General features: G+C 56.6%; 23 protein-coding genes. 12 read left to right on the top strand and 11 right to left on the bottom strand.

All coding sequences use genetic code 11. From position 1 onward, the window contains the following. Nucleotides 1-72: 72 nt before the first annotated feature. Together ghoS and GV764_RS10275 are read left to right on the top strand one after the other, a co-directional pair. Entirely contained in the window at nt 73-363 is a 291-nt protein-coding gene (gene ghoS, locus GV764_RS10280; protein WP_161660216.1) for a type V toxin-antitoxin system endoribonuclease antitoxin GhoS, read from the top strand. Between the two features lie 103 nt (nt 364-466). Next, nucleotides 467-1327, top strand: coding sequence for a fructosamine kinase family protein (locus GV764_RS10275; RefSeq protein WP_161660071.1), 861 nt, complete (start codon nt 467-469; stop codon nt 1325-1327). A 29-nt stretch (nt 1328-1356) separates the two neighbouring features. Here the strand turns inward: GV764_RS10275 and GV764_RS10270 are convergent, their stop codons facing one another. Then, nucleotides 1357-1893 (bottom strand): YniB family protein, encoded by a 537-nt coding sequence (locus GV764_RS10270; protein ID WP_161660070.1) that lies wholly within the window; start codon nt 1891-1893, stop codon nt 1357-1359. 357 nt (nt 1894-2250) lie between these two features. On the opposite strand from GV764_RS10270, the gene hxpB reads away from it, so the two are divergent. The 4 genes from hxpB (at nt 2251) to GV764_RS10250 (ending at nt 6042) form a co-directional block, all read left to right on the top strand. Then, nucleotides 2251-2919, top strand: coding sequence for a hexitol phosphatase HxpB (gene hxpB, locus GV764_RS10265; RefSeq protein WP_161660069.1), 669 nt, complete (start codon nt 2251-2253; stop codon nt 2917-2919). Between the two features lie 141 nt (nt 2920-3060). Continuing rightward, nucleotides 3061-3822 carry a 2-dehydro-3-deoxy-D-gluconate 5-dehydrogenase KduD gene (gene kduD, locus GV764_RS10260; protein WP_161660068.1) on the top strand — a complete coding sequence of 254 codons (762 nt, stop codon included), beginning with the start codon at nt 3061-3063 and terminating at the stop codon, nt 3820-3822. A 109-nt stretch (nt 3823-3931) separates the two neighbouring features. Further along, nucleotides 3932-4522 carry a metal-dependent hydrolase gene (locus tag GV764_RS10255; RefSeq protein ID WP_125293555.1) on the top strand — a complete coding sequence of 197 codons (591 nt, stop codon included), beginning with the start codon at nt 3932-3934 and terminating at the stop codon, nt 4520-4522. Between the two features lie 128 nt (nt 4523-4650). Further along, nucleotides 4651-6042 carry an L-cystine transporter gene (locus GV764_RS10250; protein ID WP_161660067.1) on the top strand — a complete coding sequence of 464 codons (1392 nt, stop codon included), beginning with the start codon at nt 4651-4653 and terminating at the stop codon, nt 6040-6042. A gap of 67 nt (nt 6043-6109) precedes the next feature. Here GV764_RS10250 and cedA read toward each other — a convergent pair whose 3' ends face one another. Continuing rightward, nucleotides 6110-6340 carry a cell division activator CedA gene (gene cedA / locus GV764_RS10245; protein WP_161660066.1) on the bottom strand — a complete coding sequence of 77 codons (231 nt, stop codon included), beginning with the start codon at nt 6338-6340 and terminating at the stop codon, nt 6110-6112. 189 nt (nt 6341-6529) lie between these two features. Here cedA and katE point away from each other — a divergent pair, with 189 nt between their 5' ends. From katE to GV764_RS10230, 3 genes are all read left to right on the top strand, one after another. After that, on the top strand, nt 6530-8782 hold the full coding sequence (gene katE / locus GV764_RS10240) for a catalase HPII (RefSeq protein ID WP_161660065.1): 2253 nt from the start codon (nt 6530-6532) through the stop codon (nt 8780-8782). A gap of 199 nt (nt 8783-8981) precedes the next feature. Further along, nucleotides 8982-10967 (top strand): Hcp family type VI secretion system effector, encoded by a 1986-nt coding sequence (locus tag GV764_RS10235; protein ID WP_161660064.1) that lies wholly within the window; start codon nt 8982-8984, stop codon nt 10965-10967. Further along, complete coding sequence (locus tag GV764_RS10230; RefSeq protein ID WP_161660063.1) at nt 10964-11635, top strand: DUF2931 family protein; 672 nt, start codon at nt 10964-10966, stop codon at nt 11633-11635. The genes GV764_RS10235 and GV764_RS10230 overlap by 4 nt, the downstream gene beginning before the upstream one ends. A 70-nt stretch (nt 11636-11705) precedes the next feature. Here GV764_RS10230 and osmE read toward each other — a convergent pair whose 3' ends face one another. Beyond that, nucleotides 11706-12053 (bottom strand): osmotically-inducible lipoprotein OsmE, encoded by a 348-nt coding sequence (osmE, locus tag GV764_RS10225; RefSeq protein ID WP_151604819.1) that lies wholly within the window; start codon nt 12051-12053, stop codon nt 11706-11708. A gap of 244 nt (nt 12054-12297) precedes the next feature. On the opposite strand from osmE, the gene nadE reads away from it, so the two are divergent. The 3 genes from nadE to cho all read left to right on the top strand — a co-directional run bounded on the left by nadE (nt 12298) and on the right by cho (nt 15009). Further along, nucleotides 12298-13125, top strand: coding sequence for an ammonia-dependent NAD(+) synthetase (gene nadE, locus GV764_RS10220; protein WP_161660062.1), 828 nt, complete (start codon nt 12298-12300; stop codon nt 13123-13125). Between the two features lie 67 nt (nt 13126-13192). Beyond that, complete coding sequence (gene yddG, locus GV764_RS10215; protein ID WP_161660061.1) at nt 13193-14077, top strand: aromatic amino acid DMT transporter YddG; 885 nt, start codon at nt 13193-13195, stop codon at nt 14075-14077. Nucleotides 14078-14148: 71 nt separating this feature from the next. Continuing rightward, on the top strand, nt 14149-15009 hold the full coding sequence (gene cho / locus GV764_RS10210; protein ID WP_161660060.1) for an excinuclease Cho: 861 nt from the start codon (nt 14149-14151) through the stop codon (nt 15007-15009). 2 nt (nt 15010-15011) lie between these two features. On the opposite strand, the gene ves is transcribed toward cho, so the two are convergent. From ves to GV764_RS10170, 8 genes are all read right to left on the bottom strand, one after another. Further along, entirely contained in the window at nt 15012-15560 is a 549-nt protein-coding gene (gene ves / locus GV764_RS10205) for an environmental stress-induced protein Ves (protein ID WP_161660059.1), read from the bottom strand. A 282-nt stretch (nt 15561-15842) separates the two neighbouring features. Next, nucleotides 15843-16334 carry an ATP-independent periplasmic protein-refolding chaperone Spy gene (gene spy / locus GV764_RS10200; RefSeq protein WP_161660058.1) on the bottom strand — a complete coding sequence of 164 codons (492 nt, stop codon included), beginning with the start codon at nt 16332-16334 and terminating at the stop codon, nt 15843-15845. A gap of 350 nt (nt 16335-16684) precedes the next feature. Then, entirely contained in the window at nt 16685-17647 is a 963-nt protein-coding gene (gene astE, locus GV764_RS10195; RefSeq protein WP_161660057.1) for a succinylglutamate desuccinylase, read from the bottom strand. A gap of 9 nt (nt 17648-17656) precedes the next feature. After that, entirely contained in the window at nt 17657-18985 is a 1329-nt protein-coding gene (gene astB, locus GV764_RS10190) for an N-succinylarginine dihydrolase (protein WP_161660056.1), read from the bottom strand. Further along, entirely contained in the window at nt 18982-20460 is a 1479-nt protein-coding gene (gene astD, locus GV764_RS10185) for a succinylglutamate-semialdehyde dehydrogenase (RefSeq protein ID WP_161660215.1), read from the bottom strand. Before astD ends, astB begins: the two co-directional genes overlap by 4 nt. After that, nucleotides 20460-21494 carry an arginine N-succinyltransferase gene (gene astA / locus GV764_RS10180; RefSeq protein WP_161660055.1) on the bottom strand — a complete coding sequence of 345 codons (1035 nt, stop codon included), beginning with the start codon at nt 21492-21494 and terminating at the stop codon, nt 20460-20462. Before astA ends, astD begins: the two co-directional genes overlap by 1 nt. After that, nucleotides 21491-22711 (bottom strand): aspartate aminotransferase family protein, encoded by a 1221-nt coding sequence (locus GV764_RS10175; protein ID WP_161660054.1) that lies wholly within the window; start codon nt 22709-22711, stop codon nt 21491-21493. Before GV764_RS10175 ends, astA begins: the two co-directional genes overlap by 4 nt. Nucleotides 22712-22937: 226 nt before the next feature. After that, complete coding sequence (locus GV764_RS10170; RefSeq protein ID WP_161660053.1) at nt 22938-23075, bottom strand: hypothetical protein; 138 nt, start codon at nt 23073-23075, stop codon at nt 22938-22940. Between the last annotated feature and the right edge of the window lie 22 nt (nt 23076-23097).

Below are 23097 nucleotides of genomic sequence, written 5' to 3'. Positions count from 1 at the left end.
TGGTCATTAAATGCGCGATTCATCAGCGCATCGGCTATGCTGAAATCTTTCGGGTAAACAAAGAGGTGAATGATGGCTACTGGAGACATCAAGCGTTACGTTGTCACGTTTCGCTTTCATGAGGAAAACCTGACGGATATTAATGAGCTCAACAATCACCTGACCCGCGGCGGTTTCACGCTCACCATGAGCGATGACGACGGCAAAGTGCATGAATTGGGCATCAATACGTTTGGGCTGATCACCGCCCAGGATGAGCAGGAAGTCAGGGCGCTGGCCGAAGGGTTAGGCGAATCGGCCCTCGGTCAGAAACCAGAAGTGGATATCACCACCTGGGAAGCCTGGCAGGCGGATGATTCCTGATATAAAGGCAGATTGTCGCGTCGGGATGTGCGCCAGTTCCTGTTTTTAACCGGTAGTAATGCGCTAAGGTAATGAAATATCAGGCAACCTGGGGAGAGACATTATGTGGCAAGCCATCAGTCGTCTGTTAGCAGAGCAGTTCGGCGAGCAGGAACTCACGCAGCGCACCGAATTACCCGGCGGAGAAATTCACGCCGCGTGGCGGGTGCGTTACGGCACCCATGAGGTGTTCGTAAAATGTGACGATCGCGAGCTGCTGCCGATTTTCACCGCAGAGGCTGACCAACTCGCCCTGCTTGCCCGTAGTCAAACCGTTCGGGTGCCTGAAGTATGGGGTGTTGGCAGCGACCGGGATTACAGCTTTGTGCTGCTGGAATATCTCGAACCTCGCCCCCTTGACGCCCATAATGCCTTCCTGCTGGGCCAGCAGCTGGCGCGCCTTCACCAGTGGAGCGACCAGCCGCAGTTCGGACTCGATTTTGACAACGATCTCTCCACTACCCCGCAGCCCAACGCCTGGCAGCGCAAATGGTCGACGTTTTTCGCCGAGCAGCGCATCGGCTGGCAGCTGGAGCTGGCGGCGGAAAAAGGGCTGGAATTTGGCGATATCGATTTAATTGTTGATGTCGTAGCGGCACAGCTGGCATCCCATCAGCCGCAGCCGTCGTTGTTGCATGGCGATTTATGGTCAGGCAACTGCGCGCTGGGGCCGGACGGGCCTTATCTCTTTGATCCCGCCTGCTACTGGGGCGACAGGGAGTGCGATCTGGCGATGCTGCCGCTGCACCCCGGCCAGCCGCCGCAAATCTACGACGGCTACCAGTCCGTTTCTCCCCTGCCCGCTGGCTTCCTGCAGCGCCAGCCGCTGTATCAGCTGTATACCCTGTTGAACCGCGCCATTTTGTTTGGCGGCAATCATCTGGTGGCGGCGCAAAAGGCGCTGGAGAGGATCCTGGCGGCTTAACAACAACGCTCCCGACCGGGAGCGTTGTTTTACATAAATCCCAACAGCTTAAAGAAGAAGTACCCGGCGATAATCACTATCACCGGCAGGATATACAGCGGGAATATCTGAAGAAATATCGTATGGCGCGGCACCACAATGCGCTCTTCAAGCTGCGCTTTGGTCAGCCCGTCGGCCCCTTTCGCCTGTTCCAGAATCAGCTGATCCTGAATTCCCTCACGCAGGAAACGCGCCTGGCGGCTCATCCGCGCGCCGGAAGCCTGCAGCGCCAGCCCGACAAAAATCAGAATAAAGATAAGCCAGAATGTGATATTGGCCTGATGCTGAAAATCAGGCAACGGTGAGTTGTACCAGAAAAAATTCAGGAACGGCGTATTGAAGCGCATCATATCAATCATGATATGGGCGAAATCCAGCATGACGGCATTGATGCCTGGCTGCTTTTCGCTGTGCTCATACATAAATTTTAATAGTGAAATCAGCGTTGAAATCACCGCCGGTATAAAGATAATCCACCCGGCAAGGCGTTTTACAACAGCAATGCGTCCAGCTTGTTGATACGTCATTCTCTCCCCTTTTAAAAAGCCTGCTCATAAGGCTATTTTATTTGCCATTTTGAACCCGGGCAGTGCTCACAAAGATTTATCTTTGAACGCCCTCCGGGCGGCCCGCACGGGTGAGCCTGGCGAATCAAGCCCTCACGTACCTGAGTACGCACCGGTTTTTCCGCGCTGGCCGTATTCAAACTGGCGGCAACAATAACGCCTTCTGAACAGGTTTTACGACGCTTTATCGTCAGAACAAGTCTACCTGCTCAACCAATATTTCGCCTGAAGTTTACTGCGAAATTCACAAAGCGGTAGCGATAAGCTGATTTTCAGGCTATTGATAACACAACATGTTAACCACAGGAGTGATGACTGATGCCTGATTCGCGCCCGATCCTCGCCGCGATTTTTGATATGGATGGCCTGCTGATTGATTCAGAACCGCTTTGGGATAAGGCGGAACTGGAGATCATGGCGACGCTTGGCGTGGATGTTTCCCGCCGCCATGAACTGCCTGATACATTAGGTTTACGCATCGATTTGGTGGTGGATCTCTGGTTTATCCATCAGCCCTGGAACGGCCCGTCGAAAGCGGAAGTGACCGACCGCATCATCACCCGGGCGATTACCCTGATAGAAGAGCAGCGCCCTGCCTTGCCAGGCGTAACCGAGGCGGTGGCGTTATGCAAAGCGCAAGGGCTTAAAGTCGGCCTGGCGTCGGCGTCCCCGCTGCGTATGCTGGAAAGCGTCCTGTCGATTTTGGGTTTGCGCGACCAGTTCGATGCGGTCTCCTCGGCGGAAAAGCTGCCGTACAGCAAGCCGCACCCGCAGGTCTACCTGGATGCCGCGGCTAAACTGGGCGTCGACCCGCTGTGCTGCGTCACGCTGGAAGACTCGGTCAACGGGATGATTGCCACCAAAGCCGCGCGGATGCGCTCGATTGTGGTCCCCGCCGCCGAAAATCGCGCCGATCCCCGCTGGGTATTAGCCGACGCGAAACTCGACTCGCTGGAACAGCTCACCCTCCGTCATTTGATGGGCTAACCCTCCGCTATAAAGACGGCTCAGGCCGTCTTTTTTTATACCCTCATCATAATTTTGAAACATTGTTTTATTTTTATCTGGTTATTTTCTTTTCCCCGCCTATGATCATCCCGATAACATCCAGCAGATAACGAGGACACTATGATTCTTGATGCCTTTAACCTTGCAGGTAAAGTCGCGATGGTGACGGGATGTGACACCGGTCTGGGCCAGGGAATGACGCTGGGGCTCGCCCAGGCGGGATGCGATATCGTCGGCGTGAACCGTAAAATCCCGCACGATACCGAGCAAAAAGTCACGGCGCTGGGTCGGCGCTTTACCGCAATCCAGGCTGATTTAAGCCGTCAGGATGATATTGATGCCATTGTGCAGACTGCGGTAGCACGCATGGGCCGGGTAGATATTCTGGTTAATAATGCCGGCACCATCCGCCGGGAAGACGCGTTGAATTTTACCGAGAAAGACTGGGACGACGTGATGAACCTGAATCTGAAGTCGGTGTTCTTCTTATCCCAGGCGGTTGCCCGGCAGTTTATCGCTCAGGGCGGCGGCGGCAAAATCATTAATATCGCCTCAATGCTCTCTTTCCAGGGCGGCATCCGCGTCCCCTCTTATACCGCGTCGAAAAGCGGCGTGCTGGGTTTAACCCGGCTGCTGGCCAATGAGTGGGCAGCGCATCACATTAACGTTAATGCCATCGCGCCGGGCTATATGGCGACCAACAATACCCAACAGTTGCGCGAAGACGCCGCTCGTTACCAGGAAATACTCGACCGCATCCCCGCCGGACGCTGGGGCGAACCGGCGGATTTGCAGGGGCCGGTGGTGTTTTTAGCCTCCGACGCGTCGGCCTATATTAACGGTTATACGATTGCCGTTGATGGCGGCTGGCTGGCGCGCTAACACAATGACACGTCGGTGACAAAGAGTTACACCGTCACCGCTTCCGTCTACTGTATAAAAACCCTATACTGGATGAATCGACAGTCAGCATTTTTCTGGGTTTTTTAACATGACGGCGGAAGGCCACCTCTTTTTCTCCATTGCGTGTGCGGTGTTTGCGAAAAACGCCGAACTCACTCCTGTGCTGGCGCAGGGGGACTGGTGGCATATTATTCCCTCGGCGATCCTCACCTGTCTGTTGCCGGATATCGATCACCCTAAGTCGCTGCTCGGCCAGCGGCTAAAGTGGATATCTAAACCTGTCGCCCGGGCTTTCGGCCATCGGGGCTTTACCCACAGCCTGCTGGCGGTGTTTATCGCCCTGACGCTGTTTTACCTGAAAGTGCCCGATAGCTGGATCATCCCGGCGGACGCCATTCAGGGTATGGTGCTGGGTTATCTGAGCCATATTCTGGCGGATATGCTGACGCCTGCGGGCGTGCCGCTACTGTGGCCCTGCCGCTGGCGCTTTCGCCTGCCGATCCTGATGCCGCAAAAAGGCAATCAGCTGGAGCGGGTGCTGTGCATGGCGTTCTTTGTCTATGCCGTATGGATGCCCCAGGGGTTGCCAGAGAACAGCGCTATTCGCTGGTCGTCCCAGATGATTAATTCACTGCAAAACCAGTTTGATCGCTTTATTCATCACCAGACCGAACGTTAAACCAGCGAAAAACGACTTTTGGATATAATCAATTCCATTTGATTATAAGAACCCCCTGCGTCTTCTGTTACCCTTTGCGCCATAAAGACGGGCCACTTCGAGCCTGTCAGTGAAACAGGAGAACGGGGATGAATTTTCCATTAATAGCGAACATCGTGGTGTTCGTTATCCTCTTGCTGTTGCTGGCGCAAACCCGCCACCGGCAGTGGAGTCTGGCAAAAAAAGTATTAGTAGGTCTGGTGATCGGCGTGGTGTTTGGCTGCGTTCTGCATGCCATTTACGGCGCGGATAGCCCGGTCCTGAAAACCTCTATCCAGTGGTTTAACGTGGTCGGCAACGGCTATGTGCAACTGCTGCAAATGATCGTGATGCCGCTGGTGTTCGCCTCGATCCTGAGCGCGGTCGCCCGTCTGCATAACGCCTCCCAGCTCGGTAAAATCAGCCTACTGACCATCGGTACCCTGCTGTTCACCACGCTTATCGCCGCGCTGGTGGGTGTGCTGGTGACCAACCTGTTCGGTCTGACCGCAGAAGGCCTGGTACAGGGCACGGCGGAAACCGCCCGTCTGAGCGCCATTGAAAGCAACTACGCCGGTAAAGTGGCCGACCTGAGCGTACCGCAGCTGCTGCTGTCGTTCATTCCGAAAAACCCGTTTGCCGATCTGACCGGCGCGAACCCGACCTCTATCATCAGCGTGGTGATTTTCGCGGCGTTCCTCGGCGTGGCGGCACTGAAACTGCTGAAAGACGATGCGCCGAAAGGCGAGCGCGTGCTGATCGCCATCGACACCCTGCAAAGCTGGGTAATGAAACTGGTTCGCCTGGTGATGCAGTTGACCCCGTACGGCGTGATGGCGCTGATGACCAAAGTGGTCGCCAGCTCCAACCTGCAGGATATCATCAAGCTGGGCAGCTTTGTGGTCGCTTCGTACCTGGGACTGGGCATTATGTTTGTGGTGCACGGCCTGCTGCTGGCGGTGAACGGCGTGAGCCCGCTGAAGTACTTCCGTAAAGTGTGGCCGGTGCTGACCTTCGCGTTCACCAGCCGCTCCAGCGCCGCGTCGATTCCCCTGAACGTCGAAGCGCAAACCCGCCGTCTTGGCGTACCGGAATCCATTGCCAGCTTTGCCGCCTCCTTTGGCGCCACCATCGGCCAGAACGGCTGTGCCGGTCTCTATCCGGCGATGCTGGCGGTGATGGTGGCCCCGACCGTGGGCATCAATCCGCTGGATCCGATGTGGATTGCCACCCTGGTGGGCATTGTGACCGTGAGCTCCGCAGGCGTTGCCGGCGTGGGCGGCGGTGCCACCTTCGCCGCGCTGATCGTACTGCCGGCGATGGGTCTGCCGGTGACCCTGGTCGCACTGCTGATCTCCGTTGAGCCGCTGATCGACATGGGTCGTACCGCGCTGAACGTGAGCGGTTCAATGACTGCCGGTACGCTGACCAGCCAGTGGCTGAAGCAAACCGATAAAGCGATCCTCAACAGCGACGAAGAAACCGAACTCGCGCACCGCTAATCACCTTCCAGAAGTAAAAAACCGCATTGAAAAATGCGGTTTTTTTTATTTCAGAAATAGCCGAAAGCTAAACCATATCCTGCCTGACCTGCGACGCCCAGCGCTGCGCCGACTCCGGAACGGTGAACGCGGGAGAACGTATAAAGCCGTCATTCACCAGCACAAAGGCCACATATTTCCCCCGCAGCAGCCAGACGTCTTTGAAACCCTCCATGCGTACCGCGTGCTCCGGCGGCGCGGGTTCAATCCGTGGCGTGTAAGTGATAACAGGACGATTTTGTTGGCGTAAAGGTTTCATCAGCAGCAATCAATATCAAACATTCAGATTCGTGCCTCTATGATAACGGATCTCACGCTTCCCTGCAGCCCGACCTCTGCCCATCTCACCCCGTTGCCTGAAAGCAGTACGGCGGCATTGTTCTATAGTTAGAAGGGTTTTGACTTCACAACGAGTCAATTTTCAGCAATGAAATAAGGAGCGAGTTCAATGTCGCATAACGATAAGCCCTCACACCAGGCGCCAGTCCACGACGCCAGTGAATCACAACCCGGAATGGATTCTCTGGCTCCCGAAGACGGTTCGCACCGCCCTGCGCCGGTCCCCAGCGCGCCAGGCGAATACCCGACAGCCCCCGGCAGCCTGAAGGCCCCGGACACCTCTAATGAAAAACTCAAGGCGCTCGATCATTTCCGTAAAGGCAGCGAAGATTTCCCGCTTACCACTAATCAGGGCGTGCGCATCGCCAACGATCAAAACTCGCTGCGCGCCGGAACCCGTGGGCCAACCCTGTTAGAAGACTTCATTCTGCGCGAGAAGATCACCCACTTCGACCACGAGCGCATCCCGGAGCGTATCGTCCACGCGCGCGGCTCGGCAGCCCACGGTTATTTCCAGCCTTATAAAAGCCTGAAAGAGATTACCAAAGCGGATTTCCTGAGCGACCCGGAGAAAATCACGCCGGTGTTTGTGCGCTTCTCAACGGTACAGGGCGGCGCTGGATCCGGGGATACGGTGCGTGATATCCGCGGTTTCGCCACCAAATTTTATACCGAAGAAGGGATTTTCGATCTGGTGGGCAACAACACGCCGGTGTTCTTTATTCAGGACGCCCACAAATTCCCGGACTTTGTTCACGCAGTCAAACCCGAGCCGCACTGGGCGATCCCGCAGGGTGCCAGCGCCCACGATACCTTCTGGGACTATGTTTCCCTGCAACCGGAAACCCTGCATAACGTTATCTGGGCGATGTCGGATCGCGGCATTCCGCGCAGCTATCGCACCATGGAAGGCTTCGGCATCCATACCTTCCGGCTGATCAACGCCGAGGGCAAAGCCACTTTTGTGCGCTTCCACTGGAAGCCGGTGGCGGGTAAAGCCTCGCTGGTGTGGGATGAGTCCCAGAAGCTGATTGGTCGCGACGGCGATTTCCACCGCCGCGAGCTGTGGGAAGCCATTGAAGCGGGCGATTTCCCGGAATATGAGCTGGGCCTGCAATTGATCACCGAAGAAGACGAGTTCAAATTCGATTTCGATCTGCTCGACCCAACCAAGCTGATCCCCGAAGAGCTGGTGCCGGTACAGTTAGTGGGCAAAATGGTGCTCAACCGCAATCCGGATAATTTCTTCGCCGAGAACGAACAGGCGGCGTTCCATCCGGGCCATATTGTCCCCGGTCTGGACTTCACCAACGATCCGCTGTTACAGGGGCGTCTGTTCTCCTATACCGATACCCAAATCAGCCGTCTCGGTGGGCCGAATTTCCACGAGATCCCGATTAACCGCCCGGTTTGTCCGTATCACAACTTCCAGCGCGACGGCATGCACCGCATGGATATTGATACTAACCCGGCGAACTACGAGCCAAACTCCATCAACGACAACTGGCCGCGCGAAACGCCGCCCGGCCCGAAACGCGGGGGATTCGAATCTTATCAGGAGCGCGTCGAGGGGCATAAAATCCGCGAGCGTAGCCCGTCGTTCGGCGAATACTACTCCCATCCGCGCCTGTTCTGGCAAAGCCAGACCCCGGTGGAACAACAGCACATTATTGATGCCTTCAGCTTCGAGCTGGGCAAAGTCGCCCGCGCCTATATTCGCGAGCGCGTGGTGGATCAGCTCTGCCATATCGACGTCTCCCTTGCCAGCGCGGTGGCGGAAAATCTGGGCATCACCCTCACCGATGAGCAGATCCACACCGCCCCGCCGAAGGACGTCAACGGCCTGAAGAAAGACGCAGCGCTTAGCCTGTACGCGGTGCCAGGCGGCACCGTAAAAGGTCGCGTGGTGGCGATCCTGCTCAACGAGCAGGTCAACGCCGCGGATTTGCTGGCGATTATGCAGGGGCTGAAGCGCGAAGGGGTCCACAGCAAGTTGCTCTATTCCCGAATGGGTGAAGTCACAGCGGATGACGGCTCGCAAATCACCGTGATGGGCACCTTCGAGGGCGCGCCGTCGTTGACGGTGGATGCGGTCATCGTCCCCGGCGGTGCGGTGAGCGGCCTGCTTAATCGCGGCGATGCGCGCTACTACCTGCTGGAGGCCTATAAGCATCTCAAACCGATTACACTGCTCGGCGACGCCCGCCAGTTCAAATCGGTGCTGGGCGTGGATGCCCAGGGCGAGGAAGGCGTGATTGAAGCCGACGACGCGCAGGGCGACGCGGTGGATACGTTGATCGCGCTCCTGCATAAGCACCGCGTCTGGTCGCGCACCAACAAAATCCCGGCGATTCCGGCGTAAACAGGCGCGTTATTGATTAAGAAATCACGGCCTTGTCAGATTCTGGCAAGGCTTTTTTTATCTGATGACGCGATGGTTGTGCGTCTATTTATACACTTTCAATGAAAGTTAGCCGTTATTGCTCATCAGAGCCGAATTAACCTGCTTATATTTACTCCGCTTTTTTTATATTTTAAATAACTATAAATGGAATAAATAGATGAGCAACATGATTTATCTTAAAATAATGGGTGAACAGCAGGGGGATATTTCTCAGGGGTGTGGAAGCGAGCAATCATCAGGCAACCGTTATCAGCTGGGGCATGAAGATGAAATATACGTTTTCAGCTTAGACGATTCCATAACGAATACCACTCAGGGCGTAAAGCATCACGGCATTCATTTCTGTAAAACGGTGGATAAAAGTTCCCCGCTGCTTATGAATGCCATTACTAATAATGAACGCTGCTGGATGAATTTTGACTTTTACCGGATTAACCGTTCAGGCAGATGGGAGAAATATTTTAATATTGAGGTGCGCGGCGCGTCGCTCAGCCAGGATATCACCCTGATACGCGAAAGTTGTCTCGATCAGGAATATATCACAGTCAGGTATGATTACATCTGCTACCGGCATCTGGCTGCAGGTACTGAGTACTGCCACCTTATCGCCCCGGAGCGTTATAACACGCTCTTACCTGTGGCGATAAAAACCACCGAACCGGAGATTAAAAAGCGGGAAATTACGCTGACGATTGGCGTCTTTTTTGACGGCACGGGTAATAATATTACCAACACGAACCTGAGAATGAGCGACTGCAGCCCCGAACGTTTTGGGATTGATCCCGCCGAAGCCGGTGAATTTAATCAGCGGTGTATGGAAAAAAAAGGAATTACGGGGACAGGGGCCACCAGCTATTTAGGTGGGCATACTAATATTCACTGGCTGAATTCTTTGTACGTTGAAGATGCGGAAATAACGGATGACCAGACAGCGTATCAGCGGCAAATCTATGTTGAGGGTATTGGCACCGAGAATAACAAGGCCGATTCGCTGATGGGGATGGGGCTGGGTAATTATGATACGGGAGTGATTGCGAAGACTGACCGGGCTGTTCAACTTATTCGAGAAAAATTAGTAATTTTCGCTCACGGTATTCCAGGCCAACAGGTGACGATAAAAGCGCTTCAGTTCGACGTGTTCGGCTTCAGCCGCGGCGCGGCAGCGGCGCGGCACTTCGCTAACCGGGTCTTTCAGCGGGACCCGGCGCTGGTGAATGCCGTTTCGGCGGCGTTCAGCGCAGTGACGTATCAGGGAAAACCGGCCGGCGAGGTGCGCTTTCTCGGTCTCTTTGACACGGTCGCCGCCGTGGGCGGCGTGGAAGACGGTTTCGACCCGCATGACAGCACTAACCCCGGCGTCAGACTAACGCTGCCGCGTGGCATTGCCAGACAGGTTTTTCACCTGACCGCGATGCACGAATGCCGGTATAACTTCTGCCTTAACAGCGTGAAAGGGCACTGGCCGGAGCTCAGCCTGCCGGGCGCGCATTCCGATATCGGCGGCGGCTATAACGACACGGAAACAGAGTATCTTTTCCTGACCCGTCCTGAAATAGAAACTCAGCCGGAGTCCGTACCGGATAGCGAAACCCGCGTGTACCGCCATGCCGCCGGGCAGGCCAGACGGTTATTGGACTACCCCGTGCTGGCTCCGCTGTTACCCTCCGGCGTGATGAAGACGGAAAGCGATGCGGACGACAAAATGCCGCAGGATCGGTATGGCAATGCGCAAAAACGGGTGGGTGCGGCGGTGACCTTTCACCGGACGGTTACTAACGAGTGGTCGAAAATACCGCTCAGGGTGATGTATGAAATTGCAGGAATGGCCGGGGTTAACTTTATGGACATACAGAAAAGTAAAAAACTTCTCCCGACTCCTGATTTACAGAGCTTGTGTGATAAAGCCATTCAGCAGGCGAAAGCGCTTGTAAAGAATGAACGGGTTGTTCCTTTTACCTCCGAAGAACTCCGTATCATTGGCCAGTATATTCACTGCTCCGCCAACTGGAATACTGTTGATTATCATCTTAAAAACAGCATAACTTCCGCGGCTGCGCCCGCAGAGACCTTCAGTTATGTTAATCGTCCGGATGAAGAATGGACGCGCACCGTTTACAACATGGATGGAGCAAAACAGCGATGAAAAAGTTCCTGTTTTATCTGCTGATAGCAGTCAGCCTGCCGGGATGCACCGGCGGCAACAACGCGGCCGGAAACGCAAAGCTACCTAAGCCCTACGACTACTGGTTTTTTAATTTTGCCTACCCGAAGGCGCTGCCTGCGTGGGTGACCTATGTGGAGATGCTGGACAGGGAAGGCTATTACTACCAGTTCCGCATGCTGGATGGCACTCACCCCAGAAAGAGAAGTATTGACCGGTGGAAGGAGCCTGTGGGCGGAACTGATTCGTCCTTAAACAAAGTCAACGACCCGCCGCGATATATTCATTTCTGCTGGGACTCTGTCATTGATAAAAAGGTCTATGAAACGGAGATCGCGTTCAACAGTCGGATAGACAACATGATGCTGGTGCCTTCTCCTTCCGTACCACACGTCACTGACACGCTTTATTTTCGTTTTATGGTGATAGGCCTGGCGCCGGAAGGGAAAGTGCGGGTGTGGCTGGAAAATGACGTTCATAATTATATCCGGTTGTCGGATCTGCCGGTGCGGGATTTTAAAATAAAAACCGTTTCCGGTTCGCAGCTAAAAATGTGTAAAGGCGTGACGTATTTTGGCGACGGATACGAATATATCGACGAAACCATCAATTTCATCAAAGGAAAAAAATACCCCTACGGGGAATGGTGAGTCTGTTACCCATTAATGCGATAAACAAAAAAACCTGCCGAAGCAGGTTTTTTTATGCGGGAAGCAAAACTTACTGTTTCGCTTTCGGCGCCTGTGGATCGGTATCGTATTCAGCACAGGTCTGGTAGCCGGAGTTCATTACGTGGCCGGTGTCATCCAGCGCGACGAAGTAAGTCTGCGCTTTACCATCGCGTTGACCCAGAATGTAGGTCTGGCAAGTGCCGCGAGCGTGGATCATGCTCACTTCAGAAGAAGGCTGGCCGGCAATCTGGCGGACCTGCTCACGGCTCATCCCTTTTTTAACGTCTTTCACTACCGGTTCGGTGATTTGGTCTTTGGTACGATCATACGCCGTACAACCTGCCAGCATCGTCATTACCGCTGCCGCACCCAGTAATCCTGCAAACTTGTTATTCATTATGTCTTCCTCTTGTTTCTGCGTGTGAACTAAGCCTGGAAGGCAAAGTAACATTTTTCAAGTTGTTAGAGCGTAACGGCTTTTTTTAGGACGATTCTACTTTTATGGAAAATTGCCTTATTTTGCGTCATTCGGGCGGGGAAACCGCCGCACGCCTTGTCGTTTCCGGCACATCGGGTTAGTTTTAAGGATTAAACTTTACCGATATGAATTCAAATCAGACAGGCTGTGATCGGAGGGGTAAATGGCTCTACAACAAGACATTATTCAGGCTCTCGGCGTAAAACCGCAGATCGATGTTCAGCAGGAAATACGCCGTAGCGTGGATTTTCTTAAAGCATATCTGAAAGCGCACCCGTTTATTAAGACGCTGGTACTGGGTATCAGCGGCGGTCAGGACTCTACCCTGGCAGGAAAACTCAGCCAGTTGGCTATCACGGAACTGCGCGATGAAACCGGCGACGCCAGCTATCAGTTTATCGCCGTGCGTCTGCCTTACGGCGTCCAGTTCGACGAGCAGGATTGTCAGGACGCGCTGGGGTTTATCCAGCCAGATCGGGTGCTCACCGTAAACATTAAAGCCGCCGTGCTGGCCAGCGAGCAGGCGTTGCGCGACGCGGGCATTGAGCTGAGCGACTTTGTGCGCGGCAATGAAAAAGCGCGTGAGCGTATGAAAGCCCAGTACAGCATCGCCGGGATGACTAAAGGCGTGGTGGTGGGCACCGATCATGCGGCAGAAGCGGTCACCGGTTTCTTCACCAAATACGGCGACGGCGGCACCGATATCAATCCGCTGTTCCGCCTCAATAAACGCCAGGGCAAACAGCTGCTGCGCGAACTGGGCTGCCCTAAGCATCTCTATACCAAACTGCCGACGGCGGATCTGGAAGACGATCGCCCTTCCCTGCCGGATGAAGTGGCGCTGGGCGTCACCTATGAAAACATTGATGACTATCTGGAAGGCAAAACGCTGGATGAAAGCATCAGCAAAACCATCGAGGGCTGGTATCTGAAAACCGAGCACAAGCGCCGTCCCCCTATCACCGTATTTGATGATTTCTGGAAAAGATAACGCCAGCTGGTGTGGCTAAGGTTCACCTTTTATCAGGCGGCGTTGCCGCCTTTTTCACGGATTGACTATGCAAACCCCCGTAGCACGCGCCACGCTGATTGGTCTGATCGCGATTTTACTCTGGAGTACCTCGGTTGGGCTGTTCCGCAGCATTGCCGAACATTTCGGCCCGGTGGGCGGCCCTGCCCTGATTTACACCCTCAGCGCCTGCTGTTTATGGCTGGCGCAGGGACGTCCGCGCCCCGAAGGCTTACCGCTGCGCTATGCGCTGGTGGGCGGCGGGCTGTTTGTGGCCTATGAAATGTGCCTGGCGCTGTCCATCGGCTTTGCCCATAACCGCAGCCAGTCGCTGGAGCTGGGGATGATTAATTACCTGTGGCCGAGCTTAACGGTGCTGTTCGCGCTGTGGATGAACAACCAGCGCAGCACCTGGCTTATCTGGCCGGGGCTGCTGTTAGCCATTGCGGGCGTGGCGCAGGTGATGAAAGGCAATGGCGACTGGTCGCCGATGATAATGTGGCGCAACATTCTGGATAACCCGTTGGCCTATGGGTTGGCCTTTGCTGCCGCCATTACCTGGGCGTTGTACTGTAACCTCACCCGGCGCTGGAGCAACGGGAAAAGCGGCGTCACGCTGTTTTTTTGCGCCACCGCGCTGGCGCTGTGGATCCACTACGCGCTATCCAGTGAAGGGCCGATGACTTTTACCCTTCCCGGCACCCTGCAACTGTGCTTTATGGGGGTCTCCACCGCCGTGGCCTACTCCGCCTGGAACCATGGGATTTCCCATGGGAACATGACGTTACTGGCAACTGCGTCGTACTTCACACCGGTCTCCTCCGCACTGTTGGCCAGCCTGTGGCTGGGGTTAACCCCGGGCATCAGTTTCTGGCAAGGCGTGGCGATGGTGGTAGCCGGATCGCTGCTTTGCTGGCTTGCCACGCGACGTTAACTGCGATTGCTGCTTTTTCAACCCATAATCCCTTGTTATACTGGACAAGCAACCAGTATCAGGAGTTATATGTGGTCCGACGCAGCATGAGCCCGCGCCTCGACTTTGAAGCCGAGGCGATTTATCAGTATCCCGAACATTTACGCCCGTCGCTGGCAGAACTGCCCCGCGCGCCCGGCGTGTATATTTTTCATGGCGAAAGTGAAACCCTGCCGCTGTATATCGGTAAAAGCATTAATCTGCGCGCCAGGGTGATGTCCCATCTGCGCACGCCCGGCGAAGCGGCGATGCTGCGCCAGGCGCGGCATATTACCTTTACCCGCACGGCAGGCGAGCTGGGCGCGCTGTTGCTGGAAGCGCAGATGATCAAAGCCCAGCAGCCGCTGTTCAATAAGCGGCTACGTCGCAATCGCCAGCTCTGTTCGCTGCTGCTTAGCGGCTCCCGCCCTGAAGTGGTGTATGCCAAAGAAGTGGATTTCTCTCATACTCCGCATCTCTACGGGCTGTTCGCCAATCGCCGGGCGGCGCTGGAAAAGTTGAAAAGCATCGCCGATGAACAGCGGCTATGTCACGGCCTGCTCGGGCTGGAAAAGCTCAGCGCGGGCCGCGCCTGTTTTCGTGCGGCGCTGAAACGCTGCGCCGGTGCCTGCTGCGGCCTGGAGCCGGTGGATGACCATAACGCGCGCCTGCTGGAGTCGCTATCCCACCTTCAGGTGGTGTGCTGGCCGTGGCGCGGGCCGGTGGCGGTGAAAGAGCAGACTGACGATATGATCCAGTATCTGATTATCGATAACTGGGTATGGCTGGGCACGGTGGACAGTCTTGAGGATGCGGCGCGCTTAACCCGGGCCTCGCCGGGTTTCGATCATGACGGCTACAAGATACTGTGCCGCCCGCTGATCCGCGCCGAACAGGATATTATCGAACTGTAGCGCTACAGATAGGTGATTTCGCTGAACAGCAGCCGCCCTTCCGCCTTAAGCAACCGCAGCGTATGGCATCCCGCTTCCCACCACGCGCCCTGATCGCTGGTGAGCAGCTTATCGCCCAGCTGCCAGGCGCCGCTCAGCACGTAGATAATGCCGCCGCGCGGCGCAAAGGTGGTGAAGGTGCGATCGGCAACGCGCACTTTTGCGCGGCAGCGATCCCGGTGGGTAATGATGTTGAAATCCATCGACATGCGTCCGTCGCTCAGCTCGGCGCGTACCGATTGTTCGCCAGAAAAACTGAATGGCTGGTAGTGTTTCAGCGTATGGCGAAAAGCGTTGCCGCCGTCCAGGGTCAGTTCGCCGCCTTCCAGCAGCGTGACGGTGCGTTCAACCTGGGGGATTTGGCTGAATTCGCCGTTGGCGGAGAGTGAAGCAATACTGGCGCGCCAGTTAAAATCCCGGGTCGCGGGCGGGAAACAGCAAATTTCACGGGTTTCCCCTGCCCCGTTACGCCAGAGATTCACCTGCATTTTCTGTAAATCGAAATACTCCATCACCACTCCTGAGCGCACTAAAAGAGCGAACGCCGCGCACGCAAAAAATGTCACCCCTTTGTTATCGGCAATAAACGCGCGGGCTTCAGGTCTGCGTGTTCAGATTATAAGGATATTGGGGTAACGTTCTGATTAGACGTGTAAAGTTAACATTACGCGCGTCAGGAAGGAAGAGGATTGGCGATAAGACGTGACGGGAAAAGTAAAACCGCCGGTACTGTCCAGAGCACCATTTCTGCGCTATGGACAACACCGGCGGTCTTGTGTGGATTGGCTGAGCGGTTATTCAGCAGCCACTGGCATCTTACCCGGTTTGGCCGGACGTTCTGTCAGACGCTTCTCAAAATTGGCATTAAACTGTTTTTTCTGCTCAGGCGTCAGGATGTTGTAGATTTTGTTCTGGGTTTCCATGCGTGACAGCATCATCTCTTTATGCTGTTCCGCCATCTTGTTAACCGCCTCTTCCGCCTTCGCGCGGTCAAAGGTATCGGACGCGACCAGCGAATGCATAGCGCGACGCTCATCCAGCGACGGGCGTTTCATTTTATCGCGCTGCGCTTTCATGATGTCGCGAATCTGCTGCTTCTGCGCGTCGGTCAGGTTGAGATCTTTAAACATCATGTCATGGTGCGGGCCACGCATGCCTTTGTGGTACGGCTGCGCGGTGGTGGTATCCGGTGCGGTGGCAGTGGTTGCGGTTTCTGCCGCATGCGCCAGATTCGCTGCGCCCAGCGCCAGAGAGGTAGCCATTACAATCGCAGTTAATTTACGCATATCACTATCCTTTATTTCAGTTTATTTTTCGGCACGGTTGCCGTGTTGACGAGAATAAGTGTACGTGGTGTAACGTCAAGTATTCAGAGTCTGGGTAAAGCATTGAAAGTGTAAAAAACAATAATCAATCAATTATGGAGAAAATAAGGAAAAAACAAGGAGAGTGGCAAGAAAATAATTCAACTGACTGATAAAGCAGAAAATGTGCAGAGAGTATACGGTTTGCCTGCTGATAAATAAAGCGCTTACCAGGATAAATCCGGATAAATTGACTAACCGTTGAAAATTAAAAAATTGATTAAGGCCGTACCGGTGCGTAATAACCATCCGCACCGGCAGAAATTATTTCGTCAGGTTATCTCTTTGAGCATTAACCCGGCCCGCAGGCCGAGCGCCACGTTGGGATTCGGGAACAGGACATATTCGGTGTCGTTTTCTACCCGGTAAACCGTTGCGCCATCCTCCGCCAGTAGCGTGCCTTTGGCAAAAGCGGTGAAGTTCTGGGTCTGGGCCGACATATGCAGCACAAACGCCTCGCTTTGCCGGGTGATTTGCCGGACCACGTCATAGCGCAGCGGCTGAGCATTGAGGGGTTCCGTGGGCTCCCCTGCCAGCAGCGCCCGCAGCGCCGCTTTGGTGACGTCAAACTGAGTGAGATCGTTTTGCCCGAACGGCTGCGCTTTTCCTAACTCCAGGGTGCAGCTTTGCGCGTCAAAATGATCGCTGCTGAAGTGGGTAAAAGTGCCGCCGGGGGCGCGATGAAAGACCAGCGCCTGCAATCCGGCATCGGCCATCCAGCGTAAAAACGCTTTCTCATAAGGGGTTTTACGCGCCGGAAAGACGCCGAAGCGTGGATGATATGAACTGCGGATCGCGGTATGCATATCCAGATGCCAGGCCGGTCCTGCGCAGGTCAGGAAGCGTTCCACACAGTGCTCAAGCACGCAGGCGCGCCGGGTTTCGCCGCTTTCCGGGAAATTTTGCCAGCGGCCGCTGAACATGCGGTTCATATCATCCGTGAGATAGCGCTTGCCGGCGCGCAGGGCGGCCGGATTACCTAAAATAACCAGCAACGGGCGCGCGAGGGCGATATCGCCGTGATGCAACGCCTCCATCAGGGCATCCAGCATTTCAACCGGGGCAGTTTCATTGCCGTGAATGCCCGCCGACAGTACCAGCGCGGGCAGCGTTGCGTGATGCGGCGCCAGCTCGACGACCCCTTCATCCCACCACGTCCAGCGAAACTGCGCCGTCTCGCCACACCGCCTGGCCGGGGTTTCGCCAGCCAGGGTGTACGCCAAAAACTCCTGCATAACTTCACCTTAGCGCTGGAACGGGTACACCGACCCCAGCTTTAATATCTGCGTTAATTCATCGAGCGCTTCGCGCCCTTCGCGTAACAGCTGCGGATCGATGAGATCGCTCTGAACCAACCGATCGCGATAGTGCTTATCGACCCACTGATTAAGGGTAGTAAAAAGCGCGTCATTCATCATCACGCCGGGATTCACCGCCGCCCGCTCGGCATGATTCAGCACCACCCGCAGCCGCAGGCAGGCCGGGCCGCCGCCGTTGGCCATACTTTCCCGCAGATCGAAAACCTTCAGTTCGTTGATCGGATTATCCGGCGACTCCACCAGCTCGGTCAGATAGCCCCACACGCCGGCATGATCCCGGGATTCCTGGGGCAGCACCAGCATCATGTCTCCCTGCTCACGGCTCAGCAGTTGGCTGTTAAACAGATAGGTTTCCACCGCGTCCGCCACGCTAACGCGATCGTCCGGCACTTCGATGGCCTGAAAGCCCTCCAGCTTTTGCGCCAGGGTCTGGTACAAGCCCGCCTGATTGACAAATGCCGACTGATGGGCGAACAGCACCTGACGGTTGGTCACCGCGATAACGTCGTTATGAAACACGCCCTGGTCGATCACCGCCGGGTTTTGCTGGGCGAATACGAGTTGTTCCGGGTTGACCTGGTTGAGCCGCGCCACGGCCTGAGAGGCCTGCAGCGTCTGGCGCGCCGGATAGCGCCCGGGCGTCTGCCCGCCGATGGCATTGCGGCCATAGACGAACAATTGAATGCCCGGATCGCCGTAATCATGGGAGAGCCGGTTATGGTTGGCCGCGCCCTCATCGCCGAGCATCGCCACCTGCGGCAGCGCCTCGTGGACGCTGAAATAGCGTGAGTCATTAAAAATGGCGTTCAGCACCCGTTCCGTGGTCACCGCCTCGCTGGCGCGGTGCAGTTTATTATTCAGGTTGGCGACGGTGAGATGCACCCGACCGTCCAGCGCGTCGGCGGAGGGGCAGACCGTGGCGGCGTTGGCGACCCACATCGACGAGGCGGAACAGGCGGCGGAAAGCAGGTCCGGGGCCAGCTTCCAGGCCTTTTCCACCACCTGCTGATCGGTGCCGTCAAAACCAAGCTGGCGTAGCAGGCCGATATTTGGCCGCTCCTGCGGCGGGATGATCCCCTGCGGGTAGCCCCTATCCGCCAGCGCTTTCATCTTCATCAGCCCCTGCTTCGCCGCCAGCTTCGGGTTGGACACCTGAAAACGGTGTTTGGTGGAGGCTTCATTACCAAACGACAGCCCGGCGTAATGGTGGGTCAGGCCCACCAGCCCGTCGAAATTGACTTCACGCGCGTTCATGCCTGCTCCTCACGACCAAAATCCAGCCCCGGACTTAAGATTTCCGGCAGGGCGAAGGTTGGGCTTTCCAGCGTCGCCATCGGCCAGGCGCAGTAATCCGCCGCGTACCAGGCGCTGGGGCGATGGTTGCCGGACGCCCCTACGCCGCCGAACGGCGCAGTGCTGGCGGCCCCGGTCAGCGGCTTGTTCCAGTTGACGATCCCGGCGCGCGCTTCCAGCAACAGTTGGTCAAAATGCTCGCGTCGGGGGGAGATCAGCCCGCTCGCCAGGCCATAACGGGTGTTGTTAGCCAGCGCGATGGCTTCGTCGAAGTCGTCATAGCGGTAGACGCACAGCAGCGGGCCGAAGACTTCTTCATCCGGCACATCCGCCACCCCGGTCAGCTCGACGATGCCGGGCGTCAGCAGCGAACTGCCAGGCTGCACCAGCGCAGGCGTTAACAGCGCTTTCCCGCCGCGCGCCAGGTGTTCCTGCCAGGCGGCGATCACCCGCCCGGCGGCCTGAGGCGATATTAGCCCGCCGATAAACGGCTGCGGTTCGGCATCCCACTGCGCCGGACGGATCCGCGCGGCAACCTCAACCAGGCGGGCGAGGAAGGCGTCGCCCTGATCGCCGCGTTTGACCAGCAGGCGGCGCGCGCAGGTGCAGCGCTGCCCGGCGGTGACAAACGCCGACTGGATGGTTAAATGCACCGCGCCGTCGATATCCGCCGGATCGTCGACGATCAGCGGGTTATTGCCGCCCATCTCCAGCGCCAGGATTTTTTCCGGCTGTCCGGCAAGCTGGCGGTGAAGCTGATAACCGGTGTGGGCGCTGCCGGTGAACAGCAGCCCGTCAATGTCCGGGGACGCCGCCAGCGCCTGGCCGGTGTCGCGCGCGCCCTGCACCAGGTTGAGTACGCCGTGTGGCAACCCCGCTTCCTGCCACAGTTTGACCACCCGCTCGGCGGTCATCGGCGTCATTTCGCTGGGCTTAAAGACGATAGTATTACCTGCCAGCAGCCCCGGCACGATATGGCCGTTAGGCAGATGGCCGGGGAAATTATAGGGGCCGAAGACGGCGAGCACGCCGTGGGGGCGATGGCGCAGCGAGGCCGCGCCGTCCGCCATCGGCGTGACCTGTTCGCCGGTGCGCAGGTGATACGCCTTCACCGAAATGGCGATTTTGTTGATCATCGCCGCGACTTCGGTGGTCGCTTCCCAGCGCGGTTTGCCGGTTTCCCGGGCGATAATGTCGGTGAGTTCGCTTTTATGGCTTTCCAGCAGCCCGGCGAAGCGCTCAATAATCGCCTGACGTGAGCTAAACGGCTGGCGCGCCCAGGGCGGGAAAGCATTGCGCGCCGCGTAGCAGGCCTGCTGGACCTGTTCGCCGCTGGCTGCCGCGCCCTGCCACAAACGGTCGCCGGTGACCGGATTATGTTTTTCCAGCACGTCTCCCTGGCCTTCAATCCATTCGCCATCAATCCACAGACTCATCATTTTTTCTCCTCGGCGCATAAACGCACCAGCCGCACGGTATCGCCGGGCTGGCATTTAAGGGCATCCAGCGTGGCGGCATCCAGCACCAGACGCGGGGTATCCGGGTTGGCGCGGATCAGTATTACGCGGAACATGTCGTATTTTTCATTGGCGACCATACAGGCGGGCAGCTCCTCGCCCACGGCGGGCTGGCCTTCCGCCACCTCAACCAGTCGGCTTTTGCGGATCGCCCGCACCCGGTCGATATCGCACTCCAGAGTCGGGCCGCCGTCGAAGATGTCGATGTAGTCGCGATAGCGGAACCCCTCTTTCTCCAGTACGGCGCGAGCGGGCGCGGTTTGCGGATGCACCTGGCCGATCACCGCCTGCGCCTCCGGCGTCAGAAAGTGGGTATAAATGGGGTGCTTGGGCATTAGCTCGGCAATAAAGGCTTTTTGCCCGGTGCCGCACAGATAGTCGGCGCGGCTGAACGCCATCGAGAAAAAGCGCTGGCCGAGGCTTTCCCAGAACGGCGAGTAGCCGTGCTCGTCAATCACCCCGCGCATCTCGGCCACCACCTTGTCGTTAAAGCGGTCGCGAAACGCGGCCATAAACATAAAGCGCGATTTAGACAGCAGGTAGCCGTTGCCCTCTTTGCGCCAGTCCGGATCAAGAAACAGGGTGCAAAGCTCGCTGCTGCCGGTGTGGTCGTTGCTGAGAAACAGCGTCGGCAGCGCGTTATAGACGTTAAGCTCTTTAGAGGCGTGCACCAGGGTGCCGACCCGGTAGTTGTACCAGGGGTCGTTAAGGCCCACCGCCACTTCGATGGCGCAGATGCCCACCACGCTGCCGGTAGTAGCCTCTTCCAGCACGAATACGTAGCCCTGATCGCCCTTCGGCAAGCTGCCCTGCCAGGTAGCGAGGGAGCGCTCGATACGCGCGCTCAGGGTCGCCTCATCCGCCGGCAGCGAGGTCAACCCGCCGCCGGTTTTCCCGGCCAGTTTCAGCAATGGCCCCAGGTCATTGCGTTCAATGGGGCGGATCACCATCATGTTGGCGTCTTCGCGATCAGGCGCTCGCAGGCGCGGGCAAAGCGTTCGAGGCCGGTGCTGATTTCCTCCGCGCTGATAATCAGCGACGGCGCGAAGCGCACCACGCTGGCACCGGCGATCAGCACCATCGCGCCCTCTTCCGCCGCCAGTTGGGAAATCTCTTTGGCGCGGCCGGCGTAGTTGTCGCTCAGCACACAGCCGATCAGCAGACCGACGCCGCGCACCGCTTTAAACAGCCCGTGCTGACGGTTGATGGCCTCGATTTGCTCCACGATGGCGTCGTGGCGCTGCTTGACGCCGTTCAGCACATCCGGGGTGTTGACGATTTCCAGCACCTTACCGGCCACCGCGCCCGCCAGCGGGTTGCCGCCGTAGGTGGTGCCGTGAGTGCCGACGGTCATCGAGCGGGAGAACTGTTCGCGGGTCAGTATTGCGCCAATCGGGAAGCCGCCCCCCAGCGCTTTCGCGGTGGACAGCACGTCCGGCGTCACGCCGTAGTGCATATAGGCATACAGCGCGCCAGTGCGGCCCACGCCGGTTTGCACTTCATCAAAAATCAGCAGCGCGTTGTGGCGATCGCACAGCTCGCGCAGCCCCTTCAGGAAAGCGGGCTCTGCGGGCACCACGCCGCCCTCGCCCTGAATCGGCTCGACGATCACCGCGCAGGTGTTGTCGTCAATCAGCGCGGCGGCGGATTGCAGATCGTTATATACCGCGTGGGAGATATCCGGCGGCAGCGGCGCGAAGTCCTGCGAATAAGCGGGCTGGCCGCCCGCGGTCACGGTAAACAGGGTGCGTCCATGGAAAGCGTTTTTGAACGCCACGATGCCGCTTTTCTGCGGGCCGTAGACGTCGTGGGCATACTTACGCGCCAGCTTCAGCGCCGCTTCGTTGGCCTCCGCGCCGGAGTTGCAGAAGAACACCCGATCGGCAAAGGTGGCGTCAATCAGTTGCTTCGCCAGCCGCAAAATCGGTTCGTTGGTATAGCCGTTGCCGGTGTGCCACAGCTTCCCGGCCTGCTCTTCCAGCGCCTTGCGCAGTTCAGGGTTAGCATGGCCCAGCGCGTTGACTGCGATGCCGCCGGCAAAATCAATGTAGGATTTGCCCTGCTGATCCCACAGCGTGGATCGCTCTGCCCGAACCGGCACAAAAGGCGCCGGTGCGTAAACCGGAATCATCCATTCATCAAAGTTCTGGCGGGTGATTGACGAAGACATAGCGACCTCACTGGTAAATTAATGGTTGTTTAAATGTTAATGAATATGATGTGTTTGCACCCTGAATGTAGATTGCAGACTTCGTGCCAGCCAGCGGTAAAAATGCATAACGAGGGATTTAAGAAGCAATATCAATCACTTAAAAACCAGCATTATTCACTTAAAGTGCATAAATAGTGAATAACTATCTGATAAAGCGGCCTGCGCATCACGATTTGCCGAGATATTATTCATCGATAAAATATAATTCTGGATTTGTGATCGCAGATGGGATTTGCTCAGGCGGTAAGCGCTTTTTCAGGGCAATACGCGCCATTTTGGTGCTTTTCGCGCCCGAAAAAGGGCGTTGCACAACAGCAGGCATACGGGCTCGATTTCTGCTACCA

Source organism: Atlantibacter hermannii, assembly GCF_009907385.1.
GTDB classification, from domain to species: Bacteria; Pseudomonadota; Gammaproteobacteria; order Enterobacterales; family Enterobacteriaceae; genus Atlantibacter; species Atlantibacter hermannii_A.
The sequence above is the reverse complement of the archived record's forward strand: the minus strand, read 5'-3'. Positions and strand labels throughout refer to the sequence as shown.

Bases quoted from the DNA above. Each gene is read 5' to 3' on its own strand.
- ghoS (WP_161660216.1), top strand. From the start codon at position 73: ATGGCTACTGGAGACATCAAGCGTTACGTTGTCACGTTTCGCTTTCAT.
- GV764_RS10275 (WP_161660071.1), top strand. From the start codon at position 467: ATGTGGCAAGCCATCAGTCGTCTGTTAGCAGAGCAGTTCGGCGAGCAG.
- GV764_RS10270 (WP_161660070.1), bottom strand. From the start codon at position 1,893: ATGACGTATCAACAAGCTGGACGCATTGCTGTTGTAAAACGCCTTGCC.
- hxpB (WP_161660069.1), top strand. From the start codon at position 2,251: ATGCCTGATTCGCGCCCGATCCTCGCCGCGATTTTTGATATGGATGGC.
- kduD (WP_161660068.1), top strand. From the start codon at position 3,061: ATGATTCTTGATGCCTTTAACCTTGCAGGTAAAGTCGCGATGGTGACG.
- GV764_RS10255 (WP_125293555.1), top strand. From the start codon at position 3,932: ATGACGGCGGAAGGCCACCTCTTTTTCTCCATTGCGTGTGCGGTGTTT.
- GV764_RS10250 (WP_161660067.1), top strand. From the start codon at position 4,651: ATGAATTTTCCATTAATAGCGAACATCGTGGTGTTCGTTATCCTCTTG.
- cedA (WP_161660066.1), bottom strand. From the start codon at position 6,340: ATGAAACCTTTACGCCAACAAAATCGTCCTGTTATCACTTACACGCCA.
- katE (WP_161660065.1), top strand. From the start codon at position 6,530: ATGTCGCATAACGATAAGCCCTCACACCAGGCGCCAGTCCACGACGCC.
- GV764_RS10235 (WP_161660064.1), top strand. From the start codon at position 8,982: ATGAGCAACATGATTTATCTTAAAATAATGGGTGAACAGCAGGGGGAT.
- GV764_RS10230 (WP_161660063.1), top strand. From the start codon at position 10,964: ATGAAAAAGTTCCTGTTTTATCTGCTGATAGCAGTCAGCCTGCCGGGA.
- osmE (WP_151604819.1), bottom strand. From the start codon at position 12,053: ATGAATAACAAGTTTGCAGGATTACTGGGTGCGGCAGCGGTAATGACG.
- nadE (WP_161660062.1), top strand. From the start codon at position 12,298: ATGGCTCTACAACAAGACATTATTCAGGCTCTCGGCGTAAAACCGCAG.
- yddG (WP_161660061.1), top strand. From the start codon at position 13,193: ATGCAAACCCCCGTAGCACGCGCCACGCTGATTGGTCTGATCGCGATT.
- ves (WP_161660059.1), bottom strand. From the start codon at position 15,560: ATGGAGTATTTCGATTTACAGAAAATGCAGGTGAATCTCTGGCGTAAC.
- spy (WP_161660058.1), bottom strand. From the start codon at position 16,334: ATGCGTAAATTAACTGCGATTGTAATGGCTACCTCTCTGGCGCTGGGC.
- astE (WP_161660057.1), bottom strand. From the start codon at position 17,647: ATGCAGGAGTTTTTGGCGTACACCCTGGCTGGCGAAACCCCGGCCAGG.
- astB (WP_161660056.1), bottom strand. From the start codon at position 18,985: ATGAACGCGCGTGAAGTCAATTTCGACGGGCTGGTGGGCCTGACCCAC.
- astD (WP_161660215.1), bottom strand. From the start codon at position 20,460: ATGAGTCTGTGGATTGATGGCGAATGGATTGAAGGCCAGGGAGACGTG.
- astA (WP_161660055.1), bottom strand. From the start codon at position 21,494: ATGATGGTGATCCGCCCCATTGAACGCAATGACCTGGGGCCATTGCTG.
- GV764_RS10175 (WP_161660054.1), bottom strand. From the start codon at position 22,711: ATGTCTTCGTCAATCACCCGCCAGAACTTTGATGAATGGATGATTCCG.
- GV764_RS10170 (WP_161660053.1), bottom strand. From the start codon at position 23,075: ATGCCTGCTGTTGTGCAACGCCCTTTTTCGGGCGCGAAAAGCACCAAA.